This window comes from Rhizobium sp. M10 (assembly GCF_002531955.1).
GTDB classification, from domain to species: Bacteria; Pseudomonadota; Alphaproteobacteria; order Rhizobiales; family Rhizobiaceae; genus Rhizobium; species Rhizobium etli_C.
Genome location: NZ_NWTA01000043.1, coordinates 1 through 19748, shown reverse-complemented (window position 1 = coordinate 19748; position 19748 = coordinate 1). Strand labels below are relative to the sequence as shown.

Here is a 19748-nt window from a genome sequence, read left to right as displayed (position 1 = left end):
CAGGATCGACTCTGGACCCCAAATCCACCTTGACAACCAACACAGATTCTCATCCGCCCTACGGGCACCAGCCTGGGCGAGCCACGGGTCTCGCCCGTCCTTCGGACCCCCGCTGGGGAGAAGAGGGAATCGCGAGGTTGCGGCTCCCCCACGCCGCCTTTACCGGCCTCTAACCCGGCCGCCAACCAACCTCGACGAGGATATTCCCCGGCGCCGCGCAATAAAACAGCCAGCCACCGCGCATGGCGGCCGGCGGGCCGGAGAGGATAGCACCGGCGGCAGCAAGCCCGGCATGGACGGCATCGACATCAACCCTTTCGGGCAGGATGAAGCCGATATGATAGGTCTGGCGCTGCAGTTCGACCTGGTCGGCGGTGCCGAGCTTGGCTATGGCGTGGCTCAAGACGATCTCGAGGCCGGCGTCGTCCTCCAGGATCGCAAGGCCGTTGTTGCCGCGCATATCCTTCAGCTTCAGGCCGAAATGGCGGATGAAGAAATCCGCCGTCTCAGCAATATCGGGTACGTGAAAATCGAGATGGTTCAGGCGCATGACAGTCTCCGTTCAAAAAAATCCCGGGACTGCCGTTTGCCGTCTCCGCACGCCGCCGGGATCCCGCATGTCCATGCGGATCACGTCGCGGGTTCTCGCGCCCTGGGGCACGGAGCAGAGCTTTGTCAGAGCGCTTTGACGCTTTGACGCAAGGGACCGGGCTTACCTCAACCGATCCTGCCTTTTTCGACGAAACCGACCTAGCAGGCGGCTTCGGTTTCGGCAATAGATGCGTTGCCACACGCCTGGTGGAGCGGGATTTTCGCCCTAATCTCAATAGCTGGCAGCCGACCGCTCGGTCCGGCGTCCCCGACGACGCTTCCCGAAGGATTGAAGAGCGGCATGGGCATTTGTGTGGTGCGCGCTCTCCGCTAAGGCGTAGAGTGATGTCATTCACGGAGGGATGGATATGAAACCTGCAATTATCGGCCTCGTCGGCACACTCGTTCTCGCGGGATGCAGCACCGTCAGCTACAGCGGACCGGGCCTCGAACCCATCCCCGGAAGCATCACCTACAATGGCCAACCGCGCAGCAAGCTCACCAAATCGCCCGCTGGTTCGGCCTTTCCGCATGATTTCATCGACCAGTACGGCCGGCAGGTGGAAGAAACCTACATCATCCAGCCCGACAGAAGCCTGATCATCGCGCATCGGCGATACAAGCCGATCCGGTTCTTTGGGGATTAGGTCTGGGTTGGGATGGCTTTACCCTCGAGCGCTCAAATGCGGCCTTGGGTCAAGAGATAGATGACGTCGGCGACCCCGCGGGAACCCTGATGATACCGTTGAAACCGACGACGTCTGAAAGTTTAAGCGAAATTCAGGAGGCGCTTCGTTTGCCGAAGCCGAATGTCTTTCGCAGACTGCTGTCGACCGCGCTTGCCGGCATGAACCTGCGTAGCCGGCTGAGCAGCGTTGCCTGGCCTCCGGCCGGTTGGCGCATTCGGTATGGACCGTTGATTGCGGCCAGGATTTTCTCTGCGACTGCAAGCGCAGACGGCGCGGTTCTGATCTGGGCCTGTACCGCCTTGACGGTCGCATCGGCCTGTGTCGCGTAAGCACCCAGGGGTGCTGCGGTTTGTGCCGCGTTTACGTCGAGCCTGGTGTTCGTGAAGGTCGGCTCAAGGAGCACCACGCGCACGTTGAACTCGCGAATCTCATGATCCAGCGACTCCGACAGTCCTTCGAGTGCATGCTTGCTGCTGGCATATATTCCCATGAACGGTGCAGGCAGGAAGCCCAGGACCGAACTGATATTGATGATGAGCCCGCTCCGGGCGGCGCGCATGGAGGGCAAAGCAGCGCGGATCATGCGCAAAGGCCCGAAAACGTTGGTATCGAATACCGCTTGGGCTTCGGAGGGCGAGGTGTTTTCGACAGGGCCGACCAGCGAAACGCCGGCATTGTTGATCAGGATGTCGATCTTGCCCGCTTCGGACAAAACCCATTCAACAAAATTGGAGACCGAGGCGTCATCGGTCACATCGACAGTCCCATAGCGCACGCCGGGAATGGCATTGGCGCGCTGCGGGTTACGTACGCCTCCAAAGACCTGGAAGCCGTTTTGTGCAAGAAGGCGGGCTGACGCTTCGCCTATTCCGGAAGATGCTCCGGTGATTACCACAACTCTATTTTTGGACATGCATGCTCCTGGGTTTGGCGCGCGTGGTTGACTACGTGCTTCAATAGAAGGGTCGGAACTTTTCACCCGTGTCGCCACGGACAGCTTCTCAGAGCCTGCCACCCAAGCACGTAAGATTTCGACCGACATCTATAATCGCTTTAGATGCCAATCGAAATATAAAATCAAGTACTTTTTGCTTTACGGGATTTTTTTCGATGATCGCGCCTCCAAACGCTCGGCGGCATGACGCCAAGCCCGAAGGCCCGCCGACATTTCGGCTGGAGTAACATAAGCCTGAACGGCTCAGGATTTCGGGGCGGCAGTCCCCGCTCGGTTTCGAGCGACCATTTCGTCATGGGTCAGGCTCGTGCCTGCCGCGAAGAATTCCTTGATCAGGGCGTCGCGATTATCGGCTGCGCGGGATTGATCCGCCGATTGCAGCGCTTCTTTCAGCTCATTTGCCGCAAGCTCGGTGCAATAGGCGGGGGTGCCGGGCTGTTGACGCCAGGACGCTGCCAGCCCTCCAGCATCCAGCGCATCGAAACCGGTGGCCTCAACCAGCTCTATGGCAATCGCCTTTGCTTCCGGAGCATCACCTGCAACCGGAATGGCGATGCGTCCATCCGTGCCGTCGGACCGCCCCTTCTCCGCCAGCGTCGCCGCCAGCACGGCGTTCCAAGCCTTGACGACGGGCCTGCCGATTTGCCCGCTCACCCAAACGCTTTCGGGCATGCCGCCATCGACGTCGGCGATCGCACCGTCGCGAAACGGATAATAGTTTGACGTATCGATCACCACGACGTCTTCAGGCACGCCATTGAAGAGCCCAGCGAGATCGCGGTAGTTTGCGAACGGGATCGAAAGTACGACCACCTTCACGCCCCGAACGGCTTCTTCCTTCGCAACGGCGGAAGCTCCGATATCGCCGGCAAGGTCGCGGATCGTGTCCGGCGCCTTTGAATTGGCAAGCTTGACCTCATGGCCGCCGGCGGCAAGTTTTCTCGCCAGAGTCGCGCCGATACTTCCAGCGCCGATGATTCCGATCTTCATGGGATGAAGCTCCCTTGCGCGCTTCCTTCCAAGGACTCCCGGACAAGAACAACCGCCGTGGCGCCGGCAGCCGCCAGGAGGCCGAGAGAGGCGAGGGGAATCTTGCGGTTCATGTCGGTAACCCTTCTTGACGAGCGCAGCTATTCATTGCGATCTAATTCTAATTGAGATATAGATGTCAAATGAAATCTAATTGGAGATCGCTATGAGAGTCAGTCGCGCTCAGGCCGAGGCCAATCGTGAAACGGTGATCAATGTCGCAAGCCGGCTCTTCCGGGAGCATGGCTTCGACGGCATCGGGCTGAAAGATCTGATGAAAGGTGCCGGCCTCACCCAAGGCGGATTCTACAAGCAGTTCGAATCAAAAGACGATCTTGCAGCGCTGGCATCCGGACGAGCGATGGAGAGCGCCGTTCGCCGGTGGTCGAGGGTTGCCGACGGAAGCGCCGATCCCTTCGGAGCGGTTGTCGGCATGTATCTCTCGACCGGGCACCAGGAAGAGAAAGGCGATGGCTGCCCCTTGGCCGCGCTCGGATCCGACGCGGCGCGTCAGAGTGAAGCGGTACGAGCACCATTTCAGAAGGGGATAGAAGCCCACCTTCAGATTCTCGACGAAATGATCCCGGCATCGGATGGCACGACACCTTATGACAAAGCCATGGTCGTCCTCTCCCTCATGGTGGGCGCCGTGACCATCTCTCGCATCATGACCGATCAGGCCATGGCGGAGCGTCTGCTTGAGACCGCTGCCGATGCAGTCAAGCACATCGCTGGCGGCACAGAAAACGAATGAGACCTCGCCCCCAATCGGGCGTCTTTTTCATCTCGCAGAGCGCGGTCTTGCCGCTCTCACGCGCGAATTGAACAGGCTCGCATGCTTCATAACACCGCATTCACCCCACGAATGGCCGGCGCAGACTTCGACGGAATGTTGGAAACATTTCTGGGAGCCGCCCACTTTGACGCATCGCCGGCTCGTACGGTTGAGGACTTCAGTTGGTCCGCCGATGCCCGTTCTCACGGGCCGATGACAGCTGTCGATCTCGCATGCAATGGCGAGTGGGACCTCTGGGCCACCTCCGATACACCGGAATGGCTTACCATTCATCTGCCGCAACACGGCATCTCCGGCATGACGCGGCGGCAGATCACGACAACAGCGGCACCGGGCCAGATGCTGATTGGGCAAAGCCGCGAGGCGGATCGCTTTCTCGTGCGGGGAGCGCTCCATCGATCACAGAAGCTCTTTTTGGATTGGCATCAGATTCGCCGGACGTTCGGCGAAGTGTTTGAAGCCCCTCTTGTCGGATCGCTAGATCTGTCGCCGGTGATCGATGGATCCAGCCCCTCAGGACATTTCATCAAAAATCTTGTCGAGACCATAATCTGCGGCATGCTTGGAGAAGCATGCTTGCTTCATTCGCCGATAGCGATGGTCAATCTCACCCAGGCACTCGCTCATGTGCTGATCCGGTCAGTGCCCCATCGCTACTCTCTGCGACTTGAGCCGAATATATTTGCCCCCGCTCCGCGACACGTGCGTCGGGCTGTGGATTTCATGCATGCGAATATCGACAAGCCGATCACGCTGTCGTCGATCGCCCAATCCGCCAATGTCTCAGTTCGCACCCTGGAAACCGGCTTCCGGGCTTTCAAGGGAGCCACACCGGGCAGTTATCTGAGAACTCTAAGATTGCGGGCAGCTCGAAAAGACCTTCTGGATCGATCGAACCAACAAAGCATCCAGGAGATTTGTCTGAAGTGGGGATTTTTCCACGCCGGCCGTTTTTCTGCGCTTTACAGATCGGTTTACGGAGAAGGTCCTCGGGAAACCCGCAGGCGGAAATCTCAGGCGCCTCACGTCAGCGTGCGGCGCGTTGTCGGATAAGGATGGATTGGAGAAACTGGAGCGGGTGAAGGGAATCGAACCCTCGTATTCAGCTTGGGAAGCTGCTGCTCTACCATTGAGCTACACCCGCGATGCGCTGAGATTTCCAACAGATGGGGGCCGCTGTCAAGTCGGGTTGGCGCGGCGCCTCAGATGCGGAAGTGTTTCGAGAGTTTGAGGCCCTGGGCCTGGTAGTTGGAGCCGAGGCCGGAGCCGTAGAGGCTGGCGGGCTTTTCCTGCATGTGCTCGTAGACCAGGCGGCCGACGATCTGGCCGTCTTCGAGGATGAACGGCACTTCGTGGCTGCGCACTTCGAGCACGGCGCGGCTGCCGCGGCCGCCGGCCGGGGCATGGCCGAAGCCCGGATCGAAGAAGCCGGCGTAGTGGACGCGGAATTCGCCGACCAGCGGATCGAACGGGGTCATCTCGGCGGCATAATCCGGCGGCACATGCACGGCCTCGCGCGAGACGAGGATATAGAATTCGTCGGGATCGAGGATCAGCTCGTTGCGGCCGCGGCTATAGAGCGGCTCCCAGAAATCGAAGATGTCGTGCTGGTCCTTCTCGTCGACATCGACGACGGCGGTGTGGTGCTTGCCGCGATAGCCGATCAGGCCGTCCTTGTCGCCGCTGAGATCGATCGACAGCGCGATGCCGCCGCCCGATACGTTCGGCTGCTTGCTGGCGACGAGCGTCTCGCTTTCATGCAGCTTCAAGAGTTCCGGCTCGCCGAGCAGGGACTGGCCGACGCGGAAGCGGATCTGCGACAGGCGCGAGCCGCGGCGCACGACGATCGGGAAGGTGCGCGGGCTGATTTCGAGATAGAGCGGGCCGGAATAGCCCGGTGGAATCTTGTCGAATTCCTGGGCGTAATCGGTGATGACGCGGGTGAAAATATCGAGCCTGCCGGTCGAGCTTTTCGGATTGGCCGAGGCCGACATGTCGGCCGGCAGCGCCAAGCTCTCCATCAGCGGCACGATGTAGACACAGCCGGTCTCGAGCACCGCGCCTTGGGACAGATCGATCACATGCAGGCTGAGGCGATCGAGCTTGTCCGACACCAGATGCGAAGGCCCCGGCATGAAACTGGCGCGCACGCGAAAGGCCTTGCTCCCTAAGCGCAGGTCGAGGCTTGCCGGCTGGATCTGATCGCGGTCCAGCTCCCGCTCGGAGTTAAGACGCCCCGTTTCAAACAGCGCTGCGATCGCGCGGTCCGCCAGAATTCCAGTTTCGCGAGCCATCATGCCCCATCCATCTTTTGCGCCGACAAAACCAAATACGGGGAATTGACGCAAGCAGCTAACAGCAGTATTGCAGAATTATCCCGTGGTGATTTGGCCGGTCGGCTTGCAGCCACGTTAAACAAGTGGCTAAAAAGACCGGGTTATGAAACCGGTCTGCTTTTGCGGCCGGTTTTTTTGTTATGTGAAGGTGATGGCATGAGCAAGACCTGGCGCCCGGCAACCCAACTCGTCCATGGCGGCACGCTGCGTTCGCAATATGGCGAAACGTCCGAGGCAATCTATCTCACGCAGGGTTTCGTCTACGACACGTCCGAGGCGGCCGAAGCCCGCTTCAAGGGCGAGACCGACGGCTATATCTACGCTCGCTACGGCAGCCCGACCAACGACATGTTCGAAAAGCGCATGTGCATGCTCGAAGGTGCCGAAGACGCCCGCGCCACCGCCTCCGGCATGGCGGCCGTCAGCGCCGCGATCCTCTGCCAGGTCAAGGCGGGCGACCATATCGTTGCCGCGCGCGCCCTCTTCGGCTCCTGCCGCTGGGTGGTGGAAACGCTGGCGCCGAAATACGGCATCGAATGCACGCTGGTCGACGGCCGCGACCTCAAGAACTGGGAAGAGGCAATCCGGCCGAACACCAAGGTGTTCTTCCTGGAAAGCCCGACCAACCCGACGCTCGAGATCGTCGATATCGCCGGTGTGGCAAAACTCGCCAACCAGGTCGGCGCCAAGGTGGTGGTCGACAACGTCTTCGCCACGCCGCTCTTCCAGAAGCCGTTGGAACTCGGCGCCCATATCGTCGTCTATTCCGCCACCAAGCATATCGACGGCCAGGGCCGGTGCCTCGGTGGCGTCGTGCTGGCCGACAAGGCCTGGATCGACGAGAACCTGCACGACTATTTCCGCCATACCGGCCCGGCCATGTCGCCGTTCAACGCCTGGACGCTGCTGAAGGGCATCGAGACGCTGCCGCTGCGCGTGCGTCAGCAGACGCAGAATGCCGCGAAGATCGCCGATTTCCTGGCCGAGCAGAACAAAGTCGCCAAGGTGATCTATCCCGGCCGCAAGGACCATCCGCAGGCCGACATCATCGCCAGGCAGATGACCGGCGGCTCGACCCTCGTCGCCTTCGAGCTGAAGGGCGGCAAGGAGGCGGCCTTCGCGCTGCAGAACGCGCTCGAGATCATCAAGATCTCCAACAATCTCGGCGACAGCAAGAGCCTGATCACCCATCCGGCGACGACGACCCACAAGAACCTGACGGAAGAGGCGCGCGCCGAACTCGGCATCTCGCCGGGCACCGTCCGCCTTTCCGCCGGCATCGAGGATACGGACGACCTGATCGAGGATTTCGCCAAGGCGCTTACCAAGGTCTCGGCCTGATCGACGGCATTGGCGGCCGAGCCTCCGGGTTCGGCCGCCCCGGCTCTGCCAAGTAGAATAATACCGACAATTAGGCTTAACGATCGAAAACCATGCGATCACGGCTGTTTCATCGCCGATCAACGTTCCGTTTCTTGACGGATAGGGCCTTCTTATAAGATACGGGTAACATATCTTGACTAAGGTGCAAGGCATGTATCGCGCCCTCACTAGAGATATCGAAGTCGTCGTCGAACCATTCTATCTGGAGGAGCAATCCGATCCGGAAGACGATCGCTATGTCTGGGGTTACCGGATTGTCATCAGCAACAATTCCGGCGTCGCCGTTCGCCTCATCAACCGCTACTGGAACATCACCGACCAGAACGGCGTGGTGGACGAGGTGACCGGCCCCGGCGTCGTCGGCGAACAGCCGCGGCTCAGCCCCGGCGACACCTATGAATATTCCTCCGGCTGCCCGCTCGATACGCCCTCCGGGCTGATGTTCGGCCATTACCAGATGGAAACCGACGAAGGCGAACTGTTCGACGTCGACATCCCCGCCTTCTCGCTGGATTCACCGGGGCTGCTGCGCGTGCTTAACTGACGTGTAACACCACAGGCGGCACGACACCTCGACCCAGGAGATTGCCGACACCGGCCCCTCATCCGGCTGCCGCCACCTTCTCCCCGTAAACGGGGCGAAGGGAGCATGCCGCAAGCTCTCCGTTCCCCTCCTCGCTCTCGCAGGGCAGGTCCCCTCGCCCCGTTTTTACGGGGAGAGGGTTAGGGTGAGGGGCAGTCATGCGCGCAACCGGACAGCAGTGGTGTCAACTACTCAGCCGGCTGAAGCTCCGTCGGTTCGAAACGATAGGTGGTCGAGCAGAATTCGCAGGTGACGGATATTTCGCCGTTTTCCTGGCTTTCCTCGATCTCCTCGGCCGAAAAGCCCTTCAGCACGCCCTTGATCTTGTCGCGCGAACAGCTGCAGCGGTCGAAGACGGCGCGCGGTTCGTAGACGCGCACGCCGCGCTCGTGGAACAGCCGGAACAACAGCCGCTCGGTGCCGACAAGCGGGTCGGTCAACTCGTCGGCATCGATCGTCTCGACCAGTGAGCGGGCTTCGACCCAGGCGTCGTCCTCGCCATGCGGGCGGTCGCCATTATCGCCGTCGCCGCCGTGGAGATCCGGGTGGCGCATGCGCTCAGGCGCCTCCGGCAGGAACTGGGCGACGAGGCCGCCGGCCCGCCAGCGATGGCGCGGCTTGCCGGCATCGTCGCGATCGAAGAGCTCAGCCGCAGCAAGGCGCACGCGCGTCGGGATCTGTTCCGACTGGCGAAAATAGACACCGGCAATCTCCTCGAGCGAGGTGCCGTCAAGCGCGACAATGCCCTGATAGGGCTGCGCGAACTTGCCCTGGTCGATGGTGAAGGCGAGCACCCCGTTGCCGAGCAGCTGTTCCGGCTCGGTTTCGCCCGCTTCAACCGCCTTGGCAAGCAGCGCCTGATCGAAACGGGCATAGGCGCGGACATTTTCCGGCGTCGAGAAATCGGCGACGAGAAGATCGACCGGGCCATCGCCCTTGGTCTGCACCGTGAACTTGCCGTCGAATTTCAGCGAGGTGCCGAGCAGCACCGTCAGCACGACGACTTCGGCCAGCAGACGGGCGACGGGCGCGGGATAATGATGGCGCTCGAGGATCGCATCGAGCATCGGGCCGAGCTGGACGGCGCGGCCGCGCACATCCAGACCCTCCACCTGGAAAGGGACGACATGGTCATCGCCGGCGAAATCGAACTGGCCGAGGGCGGCTGCAGCTTCTGCCATGGCTTTCACTCCTAGTTTTCAAGCGAAGAGCAAGGGTGCCCTTCGCTCGCGCGGCCGCGCGTTTTCACACGCGGCGTCCGATTATGGTTCAGATCGCGCCCAGGCACCAAGCAAGAATCGACTTCTGCGCATGAAGACGGTTTTCCGCTTCATCGAAGACCACGGATTGCGGGCCGTCGATCACCTCATCCGTCACTTCCTCGCCGCGATGGGCAGGCAGGCAATGCATGAACAATGCATCGCTGCCGGCCTTGGCCATCAAGGCCGCATTGACCTGATAAGGCTGAAAGACGTTGTGACCCCGGGCCCGATGTTCCTGATTCATGGAGACCCAGGTATCGGTCACCACGCAATCGACGCCTTCGACAGCACGGTCGGCATCATGGCAGAGCATGATTTCGGCGCCCTCATTGCGGGCCCAGTTCAGATAGTGATCCTTGGGCTCCGAACCAAGGGGTACGGCCATGTTCATGCGGTAGCCGAAACGCGCCGCCCCCTCGACCAGCGAATGCAGCACGTTGTTGCCGTCGCCTGTCCAGGCGATGGTCTTGCCCTTGATCGGGCCACGATGCTCCTCGAAGGTCATGATGTCGGCCATGATCTGGCAAGGATGGGTATCGTCCGTCAGCGCGTTGATCACGGGCACGGTCGCATGCTCGGCAAGCTCCAGCAGGCGCGAGTGCTCGGTGGTGCGGATCATGATCGCATCGACATAACGCGACAGCACCTTGGCGGTGTCGCCGATCGTCTCGGCGCGGCCGAGCTGCATTTCGGTGCCGGACAAAAACAGCGTTTCGCCGCCGAGCTGGCGCATGCCGACGTCGAAGGAGACACGGGTGCGCGTCGACGGCTTTTCAAAGATCATCGCCAGCATCTTGCCGGCGAGCGGCTTGTCGCCCTGGCCTGCCTTGAAGGCCTGCTTGCGGGAAAGCGCATCGTTCATGATGGTTCTGAGGTCGGCGGATGTGACGGCCGAAAGATCGAGGAAATGTTTAGGAGCCATGTTCTTACCTGTCGTGCGCCCGGAGGCGGCAATCCCTTCAAGCCGTCTTCTTGACCTTGGAGGCGCGGATGCTCTCGGCGGCGCGCTCGAGGCGGGCGAGACCCTCGCGGGCTTCCTCGGCGGTGACGACGAGCGGCGGAAGAAGGCGGATGACGTTGTCGCCGGCCGGCACGCCGAGCAGATGCGCCGCGCGGATCGCCTGCAGCAGTTCGGCCGAGGGGACGGCCGCCTTGACGCCGAGCAGCAGGCCCTCGCCCCTGATATCCTCGATCACATCGGGATAACGGTCCTTCAGCGAAGCCAGCCCCTGACGGAAGACCAGCGCGACGTCGCGCACATGTTCCAGGAAGCCGTCGGCGAGAATGACATCGAGCACGGCGCCTCCGACGGCCATGGCCAGCGGATTGCCGCCATAGGTCGAACCATGGGTGCCGGCCTTCATGCCGGAGGCGGCCTCTGCGGTGGCAAGGCAGGCGCCGAGCGGGAAGCCGCCGCCGATGCCCTTGGCGACAGCCATGATGTCGGGTGTGATGCCCGACCATTCATGGGCGAAGAGCTTGCCGGTGCGGCCAACCCCGGTCTGGACCTCGTCGAGGATCAGCAGCAGGCCTTTCTCGTCGCAGATCTGGCGCAGCGCCTTCATGAACTCGGCCGTGGCGGGGCGCACGCCGCCCTCGCCCTGCACCGGTTCGATGAGGATTGCCGCCGTCGCATCGGTGATGGCGGCGCGCACCGCTTCGATATCGCCGAACGGCACCTGATCGAAACCCGGCGTCTTGGGGCCGAAGCCTTCGAGATATTTCTCCTGGCCGCCGGCGGCGATCGTCGCAAGCGTGCGCCCATGGAAGGCGCCTTCGAAGGTGATGACATGGAAGCGCTCGGGACGGCCCTTGGAAAACTGATAGCGGCGCGCCGTCTTGATCGCGCATTCGAGCGCCTCGGCACCGGAATTGGTGAAGAACACCTTGTCGGCGAAGGTGGCGTCCGTCAGCCGTTTGGCCAGCCGCTCCTGGCCGGGAATCTCATAGATGTTGGAGAGGTGCCAGACCTTGTCGGCCTGCTCCTTCAAGGCGGCGACCACATGCGGATTGCCGTGGCCGACGGAGGTGACGGCGACGCCGGCGCCGAAATCGAGATAACGCTCGCCGCTTTCGGTGATCAGCCATACGCCCTCGCCTCGCTCGAACCGCAGCGGGGCACGAGAATAGGTGTCATAAAGCGGCGCGGCTTCGGCCATGGCGCGGGTCTCCCGATCAGCGTTGTCAATCACCGGACTCCGGCTAAGAAAACCAGGCCCGAAAAATCAAAAATGCCGCCTTTCGGCGGCGATCGGTACTATTTCCTTTTCGCGCTGCAATGTCAACAAAACTGCGCCCTTAGCGGATGCAGCAAGCTTGTACAGCGGCATTTTCAGCCTTCAACAGGCATTATTGCAGAAATGACACGCAGAGGCAGCAAGTTGGGGAAAACTCGGAATTCGATTCATCCGGATTCCCGCGACTCTTGTCACGGAGTCAGCCTCACACTAGGTTAAAGTTCAATTACTAGACTGCATGCGGCGGAACTAGTCACCAAAATTGATCAAGCGTTTCTTGTTTCGGAGGCTTCCGGGACAACGGTGAGGGATTCTGCCATCACCAACGCAAAAGGTGGAGACAGGGCATGAACTGGACAGACGAGCGGGTCGAGAAACTCAAGAAGCTGTGGTCCGAAGGGCTGAGCGCCAGCCAGATCGCGGCACAACTTGGCGGCGTGAGCCGAAACGCCGTTATCGGCAAGGTGCACCGACTGAGCCTGCCGGGCCGCGCCAAGGCCGGCGGCACAGCCGCCGCGGCGCGCACGCCGAAGCGCCAGACATCGGCGCCGCGCGCGCCGAACTACGCCTCCCGGATCACCACCCGCACCGTGACCCGCCAGCAGGGCGCAACGATGCTGAAGGAAGAGATCGAGATCGATGCCGTCGAGGAAATGGAATATGTTCCGAAGGGCAATGTGGTCGTGCCGATTTCCCGCCGCCTCGGCCTGACGGAACTGACCGAACGCACCTGCAAATGGCCGGTCGGCGATCCGCTGAAGGACGACTTCCACTTCTGCGGCTGCGAATCCCCGGACAATTCGCCCTATTGCAGCTATCATCAGAAGCTTGCCTATCAGCCGGTCAACGAGCGCCGCCGGGCGGCAGCGCGGGTCAGCTGAGCGGGCAAACCATTGCTGGAAATGCGAAAACGGGCTGGAAGGCCCGTTTTTTTGTGTGAGTGTGTTGGGTGTGACTGCCCCTCATCCGCCTGCCGGCACCTTCTCCCCGCGCGCGGGGCGAAGGGGATATGCCGCAACCTCTCGGTCCTTACCCACCTCTCGCAGGGCACGTCCCCTCGCCCCGTTTACGGGGAGAGGGCTAGGGTGAGGGGCGGAGCTTGCTCGACTTTGTCAGAAACCCCTCAGGCTTCCATCGAATAACCGGCGCCGCGGACGGTGCGGATGACGTCCTGCATGTTGGAGAAGTTCAGCGCCTTGCGCAGGCGGCCGACATGGACGTCGACGGTGCGTTCGTCGACATAGATATCGTGGCCCCAGACGCCGTCGAGCAGCTGCGAGCGGGAGAAGACGCGGCCCGGCGACGACATCAGGAATTCCAGAAGGCGGAATTCGGTCGGGCCGAGGCGGACTTCGCGGCTCTTGCGATGGACGCGGTGGGTTTCGCGATCGAGCTCGATATCACCGCATTTGAGCACTGACGACAGCACTTCCGGGCGGGCGCGGCGCAGCATGGCCTTGACGCGGGCAACGAGTTCGGGGGTCGAGAACGGCTTGACGACGTAATCGTCGGCACCGGTGGACAGCCCGCGGACACGTTCGCTCTCCTCGCCGCGCGCCGTCAGCATGATGATCGGCAGCCGTTCGGTTTCCGGCCGCATGCGCAGGCGCCGGCAGAGTTCGATGCCGGAGACGCCGGGCAGCATCCAGTCGAGGATAAGAAGATCCGGCGTTCGCTCCTGAAGCCTGATTTCGGCCTCGTCGCCGCGCAGGATGGTATCGACTTCGAAGCCTTCCGCCTCGAGATTATAACGGAGAAGCACGCTGAGGGCCTCTTCGTCTTCAACAACTGCAACTCTCGGGATCATGCGTGTCCGTCTCCTCACGCACGATCCTTAAACCGGGGGCGATTTAAGCAAGGGATCCCGCGCAAAATCAGAAATTGGCTGCGACCTCTTTGCGCGCCCGGGCGGGCGCGCACGCAATGGGCTGGTCCGGCACGGTTATTCCGTGGCGGCACCGACGGTGTTGGCGCTGTCGTCCTTCGGACGGTCGCCTTCCGGCTGGGCGCCGGTTGCCATGTAGTAGATCGTCTCAGCGATATTGGTGGCGTGATCGCCGATGCGCTCGATGTTCTTGGCGCAGAAAAGAAGATGCGTGCAGCTCGTGATGTTGCGCGGATCTTCCATCATATAGGTCAGGAGTTCGCGGAACAGCGACGTGTACATCGCGTCGATCTCGTTGTCGCGCTCGCGGATGGCGGTCGCCTTGTCGGCGGCGCGCGTGGTATAGACGTCGAGCACTTCCTTGAGCTGGACGAGCGCCAGCTCGGACAGGTGCTCGAGACCGCGGGCGAGCTTGCGCGGAACGCCGGTGCTCTGCACGGCGATGACGCGCTTGGCGGTGTTCTTGCCGAGGTCGCCGACGCGTTCGAGATCGGCGGCGATGCGGATCGAACCCATGATTTCGCGCAGGTCCGAGGCCATCGGCTGACGGCGGGCGATGGTGACGATCGCCTTGTCGCCGATTTCGCGTTCGGTGTGATCGAGGATCACGTCGTCAGAAATGACCTTCTGCGCCAGCGCGGTGTCGCCGTTGACCAGGGCGCGGACGGATTCGGCGACCATCTGCTCGGCCAGGCCGCCCATTTCGGAAATCCGCCTGGAGAGGAACTTCAGATCATCATCATAGGCAGTATAAATATGTGTCGATGCCATGGGGCTTTGTCCTCGAATAACGGGAAGGCTTCGGATTGCCGCAATCAGCCGAAGCGACCCATGATGTAGTCCTGGGTGCGCGGATCGTCCGGGTTGGTGAACATCTTGTCGGTGTCGTTCTCCTCGACGAGGTTGCCGAGGTGGAACATGGCGGTGCGCTGCGACACGCGCGCGGCCTGCTGCATGGAGTGGGTGACGATGACGATCGTGTAGTTCTCGCGCAGCTCGTGGATCAGCTCCTCGACCTTGGCGGTGGCGATCGGGTCGAGCGCCGAGCAGGGTTCGTCCATCAGGATGACCTCAGGGCTGACGGCGACGGCGCGGGCGATGCACAGGCGCTGCTGCTGGCCGCCGGAGAGGCCGGTGCCGGACTCGTGGACGCGGTCCTTGACCTCGTTCCAGAGGCCGGCGCGCTGCAGGCTGGACTCGACGATCTGATCGAGATCGGCCTTCGACTTGGCCAGTCCATGGATGCGCGGGCCGTAGGAGACGTTTTCATAGATCGTCTTCGGGAACGGGTTCGGCTTCTGGAAGACCATGCCGACGCGGGCGCGAAGTTCGACGACGTCGATATCGGGATCATAGATATCGTCGCTGTCGAGGGTGATCTTGCCGGTGACGCGGCAGCCCTCGATCGTGTCGTTCATGCGGTTGAGGCTTCGCAGGAAGGTCGACTTGCCGCAGCCCGAAGGGCCGATCAGGGCGGTTACGGTGTTTTCGCGGATGTTCAGGTTCACATCGAAAAGCGCGCGCTTCTCGCCGTAGTAAACCGAGACATCCTGTCCGATCATCTTATACGGGACGTTGCTCATCTTCTGATCCAGCGCCTTTTCAACTGCAGCTTCCGTCAACATGTTCATGATGTTTAACTCCGTTTACCAGCGGCGCTCGAAGCGACGACGCAAGAGGATGGCGCCCATGTTCATGACGATCAGGAACAGGAGCAGGACGATGATGGCACCCGAAGTACGCTCCACGAAGGCACGCTCGGCCTCGTTCGCCCACATATAGACCTGCACCGGCAGGGCCGTCGAGGGTTCGAGCGGCGTGGTCGGCGCGTTGGCGACGAAGGCGACCATGCCGATCAGGAGCAGCGGCGCGGTTTCGCCGAGCGCATGCGCCAGGCCGATGATCGTGCCGGTGAGGATGCCGGGCATGGCAAGCGGCAGGACGTGGTGGAACACCATCTGCATCTTCGAGGCGCCGAGACCGAGCGCTGCGGCGCGGATCGACGGCGGCACGGCGCGCAGTGCCGCGCGGGTGGCGATGATGATCGTCGGCAGGGTCATCAGCGTCAGCACCAGGCCGCCGACCAGCGAGGCCGAACGCGGCAGGCCGATGAAGTTGATGAAGACGGAAAGGCCGAGCAGACCGTAGACGATCGAGGGAACGGCAGCGAGGTTGTTGATGTTGACCTCGATCAGGTCCGTCAGCTTGTTCTTCGGCGCGAACTCCTCGAGGTAGATCGAGGCGGCAACGCCGATCGGCAGGGAAAGCGCCAGCACGATCAGCATCAGGTAGAACGAGCCGACAAGGGCGACGCCGAGGCCGGCGGCCTCCGGGCGGCTGGAATTGCCGTTGACGAAGAGGCCGGTGTTGAACTGCTTGTGGAGAGCGCCGCTCGCCTTCAGCTGGTTCATCCAGGTCACCTGCTTGTCGTTGACCTTGCGGTTCTTCTCATCGACGGAGAGATCGATCTGGCCCTTGTTGGCGCTGTCGACATTGGCGTCGGCGAGCAGCGAGACATTGACCGTCTTGCCGATGAGCGAGGGATCGGCGACGACCATATCGCGCAGCTGGATCGGCGCGCTCTTGGAGAGCATGGCGGTAGCGTCGCGCACATCAGGGCGGCTCGCGGCATTGATATTCAGCTGCTTGACGATCGCGTCGCGCAACAGAACCGGGTAATTGGCGGCAACCAGCACCGAAGGATCGGTCGCACGCTTGTTATCCGGGTCGATCGTCTTCTCGGTGAATTCGATCGGCAGGGTGATCGCGGTCTGCTGGAAGGCGGTGTAGCCTTTGCCGATCACCGTCCACAACAGGATGAACAGGAAGACGAGACCGAAGGTGATGGCGGCGATGCCATAGGCCTGGAACCGGCGCTCGGCGGCGTAGCGGCGCTTGATGCCGATATCGCGGCGCGCTGGCGCCTTGGAAACGGTGCCGGCGGTGGGAGAAACAATATCCGTCATTCGTACTGCTCCCGGTATTTGCGCACGATGTAGAGCGCGTAGATATTGAGGCAAAGCGTGATGCAGAACAGGGTGATGCCGAGGGCAAAGGCAACCAGCGTCTGCGGCGAGGTGAACTCAAGGTCGCCTGTGAGCTGGTTGACGATCTTGACGGTCACCGTCGTCATCGGCTCGAAAGGATTGATCTGGATGCGGGCGGCGACACCGGCGGCCAGCACGACGATCATGGTTTCGCCGATGGCGCGCGAGGCTGTCATCAGCAGTGCGCCGACGATGCCGGGAAGCGCTGCCGGCAAGACCACCTTCTTGATGGTTTCGGAGCGGGTGGCGCCGAGACCGAGCGAACCGTCACGCAGCGCCCGCGGCACGGCCGTGATGATGTCGTCCGACAGCGAGGAGACGTAGGGGATCAGCATGATGCCCATGACGATACCGGCGGTCAGAACGCTCTGCGCCTGGATGAAGTTGCTGTAGTTGCCGGAGAGCAGGCCGCTGATCTGAGCGGAGAAATCGCGCAGGAACGGACCGACGGTAACGAGCGCGAAGAAGCCGTAGACGATCGTCGGGATGCCGGCCAGCACCTCAAGAAGCGGCTTGGAGATGCCGCGCACCTTCGGCGAGGCGTATTCGGCCATGTAGATGGCGGCGAAGAGCCCGACCGGCACGGCGACCAGCATGGCGACCAGACCGATATAGAGCGTGCCGAGCAGCAGCGGGATCAGGCCGAACTGGCCGAAGGACGAGCTGCCGGCGCCGGCAAAGCGCGGATCCCAGACGGTGCCGAAGAAGAACTCGCCGGCGGGAACGGCGGCAAAGAAGCGCGTGGCTTCCGACAGCATCGACAACACGATGCCGATCGTTGTCAGGATGGCGATCGAGGAGGCGAGCAGCAGCGCCCAGAGCATGACGCGCTCGACGCGGTTACGGGCGCGGAAGCGGGGCGCGATGGAGCGCAGCGCGTAGAAGGCGCCGGCCACGGCCAGAATGAAGACGATCGCAGTCATGGCCATGCGGCTCGTCAGGCTCATGGCGTTGAGCGTCTTGGCGGCAGTGACCATGTACGGCTGCGGCTGGCCGGCGAGCGGCACGCCCTTCTCGCTGAGCTTGGCCTGCAGCGCCGCCGGATCGTTTGCGACCGCCGCGGTTTCATCCGAAGTCAGCATCGTCAGGCCGCGGGCGACCGTCGCCACCATCGAATAGCTCAGATCCTGCTCGACTGTGGCCTGGGCCTTGACCTCGTCAGGGAAAGCACCGCGAACGGAGGACTGGATGATGCCGGGGCTGACGGAGAGCCAGACGCAGAGAACGATGAGGGCCGGAAGAACGGCCCAGATCGCCGCATAGGCGCCGTAATAGGCCGGCCGTGAATGCAGTGCGGAGGATCTGCCCCCGGCAAGTGCTGAGGCACGGCTGCGCGCGACCAGATAGGCGGCGGCGCCGATCACCACAAGGCACAGAAGTATGACGGATGTGCTCATTCGTTACGTCCCCAGGCCCATGGCCCCCAAAAAGCCGGCGGCTTCATCAGCCTGCCGTCGGCTTCCAATCATGGAGAAGGAATTCAACCCTGCACCGGACATGCCGGCACGCAGGGGCATAAAGCAATGCCGGCGCGGGCTCAAAGAGCACCGCGCCGGCAAAGTTATTACATGGACTTGCCGGCTTCGACAGCCTTGCGGATCGCTTCGCGCTCGGCATCCGGAGCGGCAACGAGGCCGTATTCGGCCAGCGGGCCTTCGGGGCCGATCATCTGGTCGGATACGAAGAAGTTGACGTATTCCTTCAGGCCCGGAACGGCGCCGAGATGTGCCTTCTTGACGTAGAAGAACAGCGGGCGGGAAACCGGATAGGTGCCGTTGGCGATCGTTTCGACGGACGGAACGATACCGTTCACGGTTGCGACCTTGAGCTTGTCGGCGTTGTTTTCATAGAAGGAAAGGCCGAATACGCCGACGCCGGTCTTGTTGGCGGCGATGCGTGCCAGGGTTTCCGGATAGTCGCCGTCGATGTCGACTGCAGCGCCGTCCTTGCGGACTGCGACGCAAGCCTTGCCCTGGGCAGCCTTGTCGGAGATTTCCTTGGCGATGACGTCGGTTGCGCCCGAAGCCTTGCAGCCGGCAGCGAGAACGTTCTGTTCGAAGACTTCGCGGGTGCCGTGCTTTTCGCCCGGGATGTAGGCGGCGATGTCAACAGCCGGGAGCTTCGGGTTGACTTCCGACCACTTCTTGTAGGGGTTGGCGACGAGCTTGCCGTCGACGACGACCTGGGCTGCGAGGGCCTTGTAGATGTCGGCCGGAACGTAGGCGACATCGGGGTTGGAGGAGTCGGTTGCGAAGACGATGCCGTCATAACCGATCTTGACTTCCTGGATGTCGGTCACGCCGGCCGCCTTGCAGGCTTCGGCTTCGTTCTTGTTGATCGCACGCGAAGCGTTGGCAATGTCGATCGTGTCTTCGCCGACGCCCTTGCAGAATTCCTTCAGACCAGCGCCCGTACCGCCGGATTCGACGACCGGGGTCTTGAAGTTGGTGAAGGTCTCGCCGAAGGACTCGGCAACGATCTTTGCGTAAGGCAGGACGGTGGACGAACCAGCAACCTGGATCTGGTCACGGGCGACGGCAGCGCCAGCGAAAGCTGCGGTTGCGGCGAGCGCGGCAACGGTGAGCTTGAAGGTGTTCATTAGAATCTCCCGGTATTGGGCTTGTGTGAGTGCGGCCTCTAGAGAGGCCCTCGCATGCCTTTTTTCATCGGCGGGACTCTCTTAGCGCTGTAAGCCCCGTCCTTTTATGTCAAATCCGTGAAACATTTGTGACAAGCTAAGATATTGAAAATAAAGGTAATTCTCAAATACACTGAGGAACGGATGTCGATAACCGGCAAAGTCGGAACCTTCAATCTACCTTTCGTTGCAGAAACTGTGGGCGCATCCAAAATTGGAGGCCGGTTGGGGGAAGTCATGCAGCGTGTTTTGCCCCTCACCCTAGCCCTCTCCCCGTTCTGACGGGGAGAGGGGACGTGCCATACGAAGAGCCGAGT

19 protein-coding genes, 1 tRNA gene and 1 riboswitch are annotated in these 19748 nt (G+C 61.8%); of the genes, 6 read left to right on the top strand and 14 right to left on the bottom strand.

Going from position 1 to position 19748, the window contains the following annotated elements; all coding sequences use genetic code 11:
• Nucleotides 1-169: 169 nt before the first annotated feature.
• Nucleotides 170-550: a VOC family protein gene (locus tag CO671_RS32105; RefSeq protein WP_097609129.1), complete on the bottom strand. Its 381-nt coding sequence runs from the start codon at nucleotides 548-550 to the stop codon at nucleotides 170-172.
• A 409-nt stretch (nucleotides 551-959) separates the two neighbouring features.
• Here CO671_RS32105 and CO671_RS32100 point away from each other — a divergent pair, with 409 nt between their 5' ends.
• Nucleotides 960-1238 carry a hypothetical protein gene (locus tag CO671_RS32100; RefSeq protein ID WP_097582371.1) on the top strand — a complete coding sequence of 93 codons (279 nt, stop codon included), beginning with the start codon at nucleotides 960-962 and terminating at the stop codon, nucleotides 1236-1238.
• Between the two features lie 133 nt (nucleotides 1239-1371).
• Here CO671_RS32100 and CO671_RS32095 read toward each other — a convergent pair whose 3' ends face one another.
• Together CO671_RS32095 and CO671_RS32090 are read right to left on the bottom strand one after the other, a co-directional pair.
• Nucleotides 1372-2193, bottom strand: a complete 822-nt coding sequence (locus CO671_RS32095) for an oxidoreductase (RefSeq protein WP_097609127.1) — start codon at nucleotides 2191-2193, stop codon at nucleotides 1372-1374.
• Between the two features lie 285 nt (nucleotides 2194-2478).
• Nucleotides 2479-3225: an NAD(P)-binding domain-containing protein gene (locus tag CO671_RS32090; RefSeq protein ID WP_097609125.1), complete on the bottom strand. Its 747-nt coding sequence runs from the start codon at nucleotides 3223-3225 to the stop codon at nucleotides 2479-2481.
• A 205-nt stretch (nucleotides 3226-3430) separates the two neighbouring features.
• On the opposite strand from CO671_RS32090, the gene CO671_RS32085 reads away from it, so the two are divergent.
• Both CO671_RS32085 and CO671_RS32080 read left to right on the top strand, forming a co-directional pair.
• Nucleotides 3431-4018, top strand: coding sequence for a TetR/AcrR family transcriptional regulator (locus tag CO671_RS32085; protein ID WP_097609122.1), 588 nt, complete (start codon nucleotides 3431-3433; stop codon nucleotides 4016-4018).
• Between the two features lie 81 nt (nucleotides 4019-4099).
• The gene (locus tag CO671_RS32080) at nucleotides 4100-5113 is read left to right on the top strand and encodes a helix-turn-helix transcriptional regulator (RefSeq protein WP_097609121.1); all 1014 of its coding nucleotides are present in this window, start codon (nucleotides 4100-4102) and stop codon (nucleotides 5111-5113) included.
• Nucleotides 5114-5130: 17 nt separating this feature from the next.
• Here the strand turns inward: CO671_RS32080 and CO671_RS32075 are convergent.
• Together CO671_RS32075 and CO671_RS32070 are read right to left on the bottom strand one after the other, a co-directional pair.
• Nucleotides 5131-5204 (bottom strand) — tRNA-Gly (locus CO671_RS32075).
• Between the two features lie 58 nt (nucleotides 5205-5262).
• Nucleotides 5263-6357, bottom strand: coding sequence for a 2'-deoxycytidine 5'-triphosphate deaminase (locus tag CO671_RS32070; RefSeq protein WP_170965080.1), 1095 nt, complete (start codon nucleotides 6355-6357; stop codon nucleotides 5263-5265).
• 72 nt (nucleotides 6358-6429) lie between these two features.
• A riboswitch (SAM riboswitch) is annotated at nucleotides 6430-6508 on the top strand.
• Between the two features lie 44 nt (nucleotides 6509-6552).
• Between CO671_RS32070 and CO671_RS32065 the strand changes: the two genes are divergently transcribed.
• Nucleotides 6553-7737 (top strand): O-succinylhomoserine sulfhydrylase, encoded by a 1185-nt coding sequence (locus CO671_RS32065; RefSeq protein ID WP_097609119.1) that lies wholly within the window; start codon nucleotides 6553-6555, stop codon nucleotides 7735-7737.
• A gap of 193 nt (nucleotides 7738-7930) precedes the next feature.
• Complete coding sequence (gene apaG / locus CO671_RS32060) at nucleotides 7931-8323, top strand: Co2+/Mg2+ efflux protein ApaG (protein ID WP_010029240.1); 393 nt, start codon at nucleotides 7931-7933, stop codon at nucleotides 8321-8323.
• Between the two features lie 227 nt (nucleotides 8324-8550).
• On the opposite strand, the gene CO671_RS32055 is transcribed toward apaG, so the two are convergent.
• From CO671_RS32055 to CO671_RS32045, 3 genes are all read right to left on the bottom strand, one after another.
• On the bottom strand, nucleotides 8551-9543 hold the full coding sequence (locus CO671_RS32055; RefSeq protein ID WP_097609117.1) for an Hsp33 family molecular chaperone: 993 nt from the start codon (nucleotides 9541-9543) through the stop codon (nucleotides 8551-8553).
• Nucleotides 9544-9631: 88 nt separating this feature from the next.
• Nucleotides 9632-10546 (bottom strand): ornithine carbamoyltransferase, encoded by a 915-nt coding sequence (gene argF, locus CO671_RS32050; RefSeq protein ID WP_039617741.1) that lies wholly within the window; start codon nucleotides 10544-10546, stop codon nucleotides 9632-9634.
• A 37-nt stretch (nucleotides 10547-10583) separates the two neighbouring features.
• Nucleotides 10584-11783, bottom strand: coding sequence for an aspartate aminotransferase family protein (locus tag CO671_RS32045; protein WP_097609115.1), 1200 nt, complete (start codon nucleotides 11781-11783; stop codon nucleotides 10584-10586).
• A 425-nt stretch (nucleotides 11784-12208) separates the two neighbouring features.
• Between CO671_RS32045 and CO671_RS32040 the strand changes: the two genes are divergently transcribed.
• A complete protein-coding gene (locus CO671_RS32040) occupies nucleotides 12209-12742 on the top strand; it encodes a GcrA family cell cycle regulator (protein WP_097609113.1) in 534 nt (177 codons plus the stop codon).
• Between the two features lie 242 nt (nucleotides 12743-12984).
• Here CO671_RS32040 and phoB read toward each other — a convergent pair whose 3' ends face one another.
• From phoB to CO671_RS32010, 6 genes are all read right to left on the bottom strand, one after another.
• The gene (phoB, locus tag CO671_RS32035) at nucleotides 12985-13668 is read right to left on the bottom strand and encodes a phosphate regulon transcriptional regulator PhoB (protein WP_004672768.1); all 684 of its coding nucleotides are present in this window, start codon (nucleotides 13666-13668) and stop codon (nucleotides 12985-12987) included.
• A 135-nt stretch (nucleotides 13669-13803) separates the two neighbouring features.
• Complete coding sequence (gene phoU / locus CO671_RS32030; protein WP_097609110.1) at nucleotides 13804-14517, bottom strand: phosphate signaling complex protein PhoU; 714 nt, start codon at nucleotides 14515-14517, stop codon at nucleotides 13804-13806.
• 44 nt (nucleotides 14518-14561) lie between these two features.
• On the bottom strand, nucleotides 14562-15377 hold the full coding sequence (gene pstB / locus CO671_RS32025; protein WP_064681252.1) for a phosphate ABC transporter ATP-binding protein PstB: 816 nt from the start codon (nucleotides 15375-15377) through the stop codon (nucleotides 14562-14564).
• Between the two features lie 15 nt (nucleotides 15378-15392).
• Entirely contained in the window at nucleotides 15393-16712 is a 1320-nt protein-coding gene (gene pstA, locus CO671_RS32020) for a phosphate ABC transporter permease PstA (protein WP_097609108.1), read from the bottom strand.
• Nucleotides 16709-18190 (bottom strand): phosphate ABC transporter permease subunit PstC, encoded by a 1482-nt coding sequence (pstC, locus tag CO671_RS32015; RefSeq protein ID WP_097609106.1) that lies wholly within the window; start codon nucleotides 18188-18190, stop codon nucleotides 16709-16711. Before pstC ends, pstA begins: the two co-directional genes overlap by 4 nt.
• 167 nt (nucleotides 18191-18357) lie before the next feature.
• Nucleotides 18358-19392, bottom strand: coding sequence for a substrate-binding domain-containing protein (locus CO671_RS32010; protein WP_097609103.1), 1035 nt, complete (start codon nucleotides 19390-19392; stop codon nucleotides 18358-18360).
• Between the last annotated feature and the right edge of the window lie 356 nt (nucleotides 19393-19748).

Coding starts and splice junctions, on each gene's coding strand:
- CO671_RS32105 (WP_097609129.1), bottom strand. CDS start 550: ATGCGCCTGAACCATCTCGATTTTCACGTACCCGATATTGCTGAGACG.
- CO671_RS32100 (WP_097582371.1), top strand. CDS start 960: ATGAAACCTGCAATTATCGGCCTCGTCGGCACACTCGTTCTCGCGGGA.
- CO671_RS32095 (WP_097609127.1), bottom strand. CDS start 2,193: ATGTCCAAAAATAGAGTTGTGGTAATCACCGGAGCATCTTCCGGAATA.
- CO671_RS32090 (WP_097609125.1), bottom strand. CDS start 3,225: ATGAAGATCGGAATCATCGGCGCTGGAAGTATCGGCGCGACTCTGGCG.
- CO671_RS32085 (WP_097609122.1), top strand. CDS start 3,431: ATGAGAGTCAGTCGCGCTCAGGCCGAGGCCAATCGTGAAACGGTGATC.
- CO671_RS32080 (WP_097609121.1), top strand. CDS start 4,100: ATGCTTCATAACACCGCATTCACCCCACGAATGGCCGGCGCAGACTTC.
- CO671_RS32070 (WP_170965080.1), bottom strand. CDS start 6,357: ATGATGGCTCGCGAAACTGGAATTCTGGCGGACCGCGCGATCGCAGCG.
- CO671_RS32065 (WP_097609119.1), top strand. CDS start 6,553: ATGAGCAAGACCTGGCGCCCGGCAACCCAACTCGTCCATGGCGGCACG.
- apaG (WP_010029240.1), top strand. CDS start 7,931: ATGTATCGCGCCCTCACTAGAGATATCGAAGTCGTCGTCGAACCATTC.
- CO671_RS32055 (WP_097609117.1), bottom strand. CDS start 9,543: ATGGCAGAAGCTGCAGCCGCCCTCGGCCAGTTCGATTTCGCCGGCGAT.
- argF (WP_039617741.1), bottom strand. CDS start 10,546: ATGGCTCCTAAACATTTCCTCGATCTTTCGGCCGTCACATCCGCCGAC.
- CO671_RS32045 (WP_097609115.1), bottom strand. CDS start 11,783: ATGGCCGAAGCCGCGCCGCTTTATGACACCTATTCTCGTGCCCCGCTG.
- CO671_RS32040 (WP_097609113.1), top strand. CDS start 12,209: ATGAACTGGACAGACGAGCGGGTCGAGAAACTCAAGAAGCTGTGGTCC.
- phoB (WP_004672768.1), bottom strand. CDS start 13,668: ATGATCCCGAGAGTTGCAGTTGTTGAAGACGAAGAGGCCCTCAGCGTG.
- phoU (WP_097609110.1), bottom strand. CDS start 14,517: ATGGCATCGACACATATTTATACTGCCTATGATGATGATCTGAAGTTC.
- pstB (WP_064681252.1), bottom strand. CDS start 15,377: ATGAACATGTTGACGGAAGCTGCAGTTGAAAAGGCGCTGGATCAGAAG.
- pstA (WP_097609108.1), bottom strand. CDS start 16,712: ATGACGGATATTGTTTCTCCCACCGCCGGCACCGTTTCCAAGGCGCCA.
- pstC (WP_097609106.1), bottom strand. CDS start 18,190: ATGAGCACATCCGTCATACTTCTGTGCCTTGTGGTGATCGGCGCCGCC.
- CO671_RS32010 (WP_097609103.1), bottom strand. CDS start 19,392: ATGAACACCTTCAAGCTCACCGTTGCCGCGCTCGCCGCAACCGCAGCT.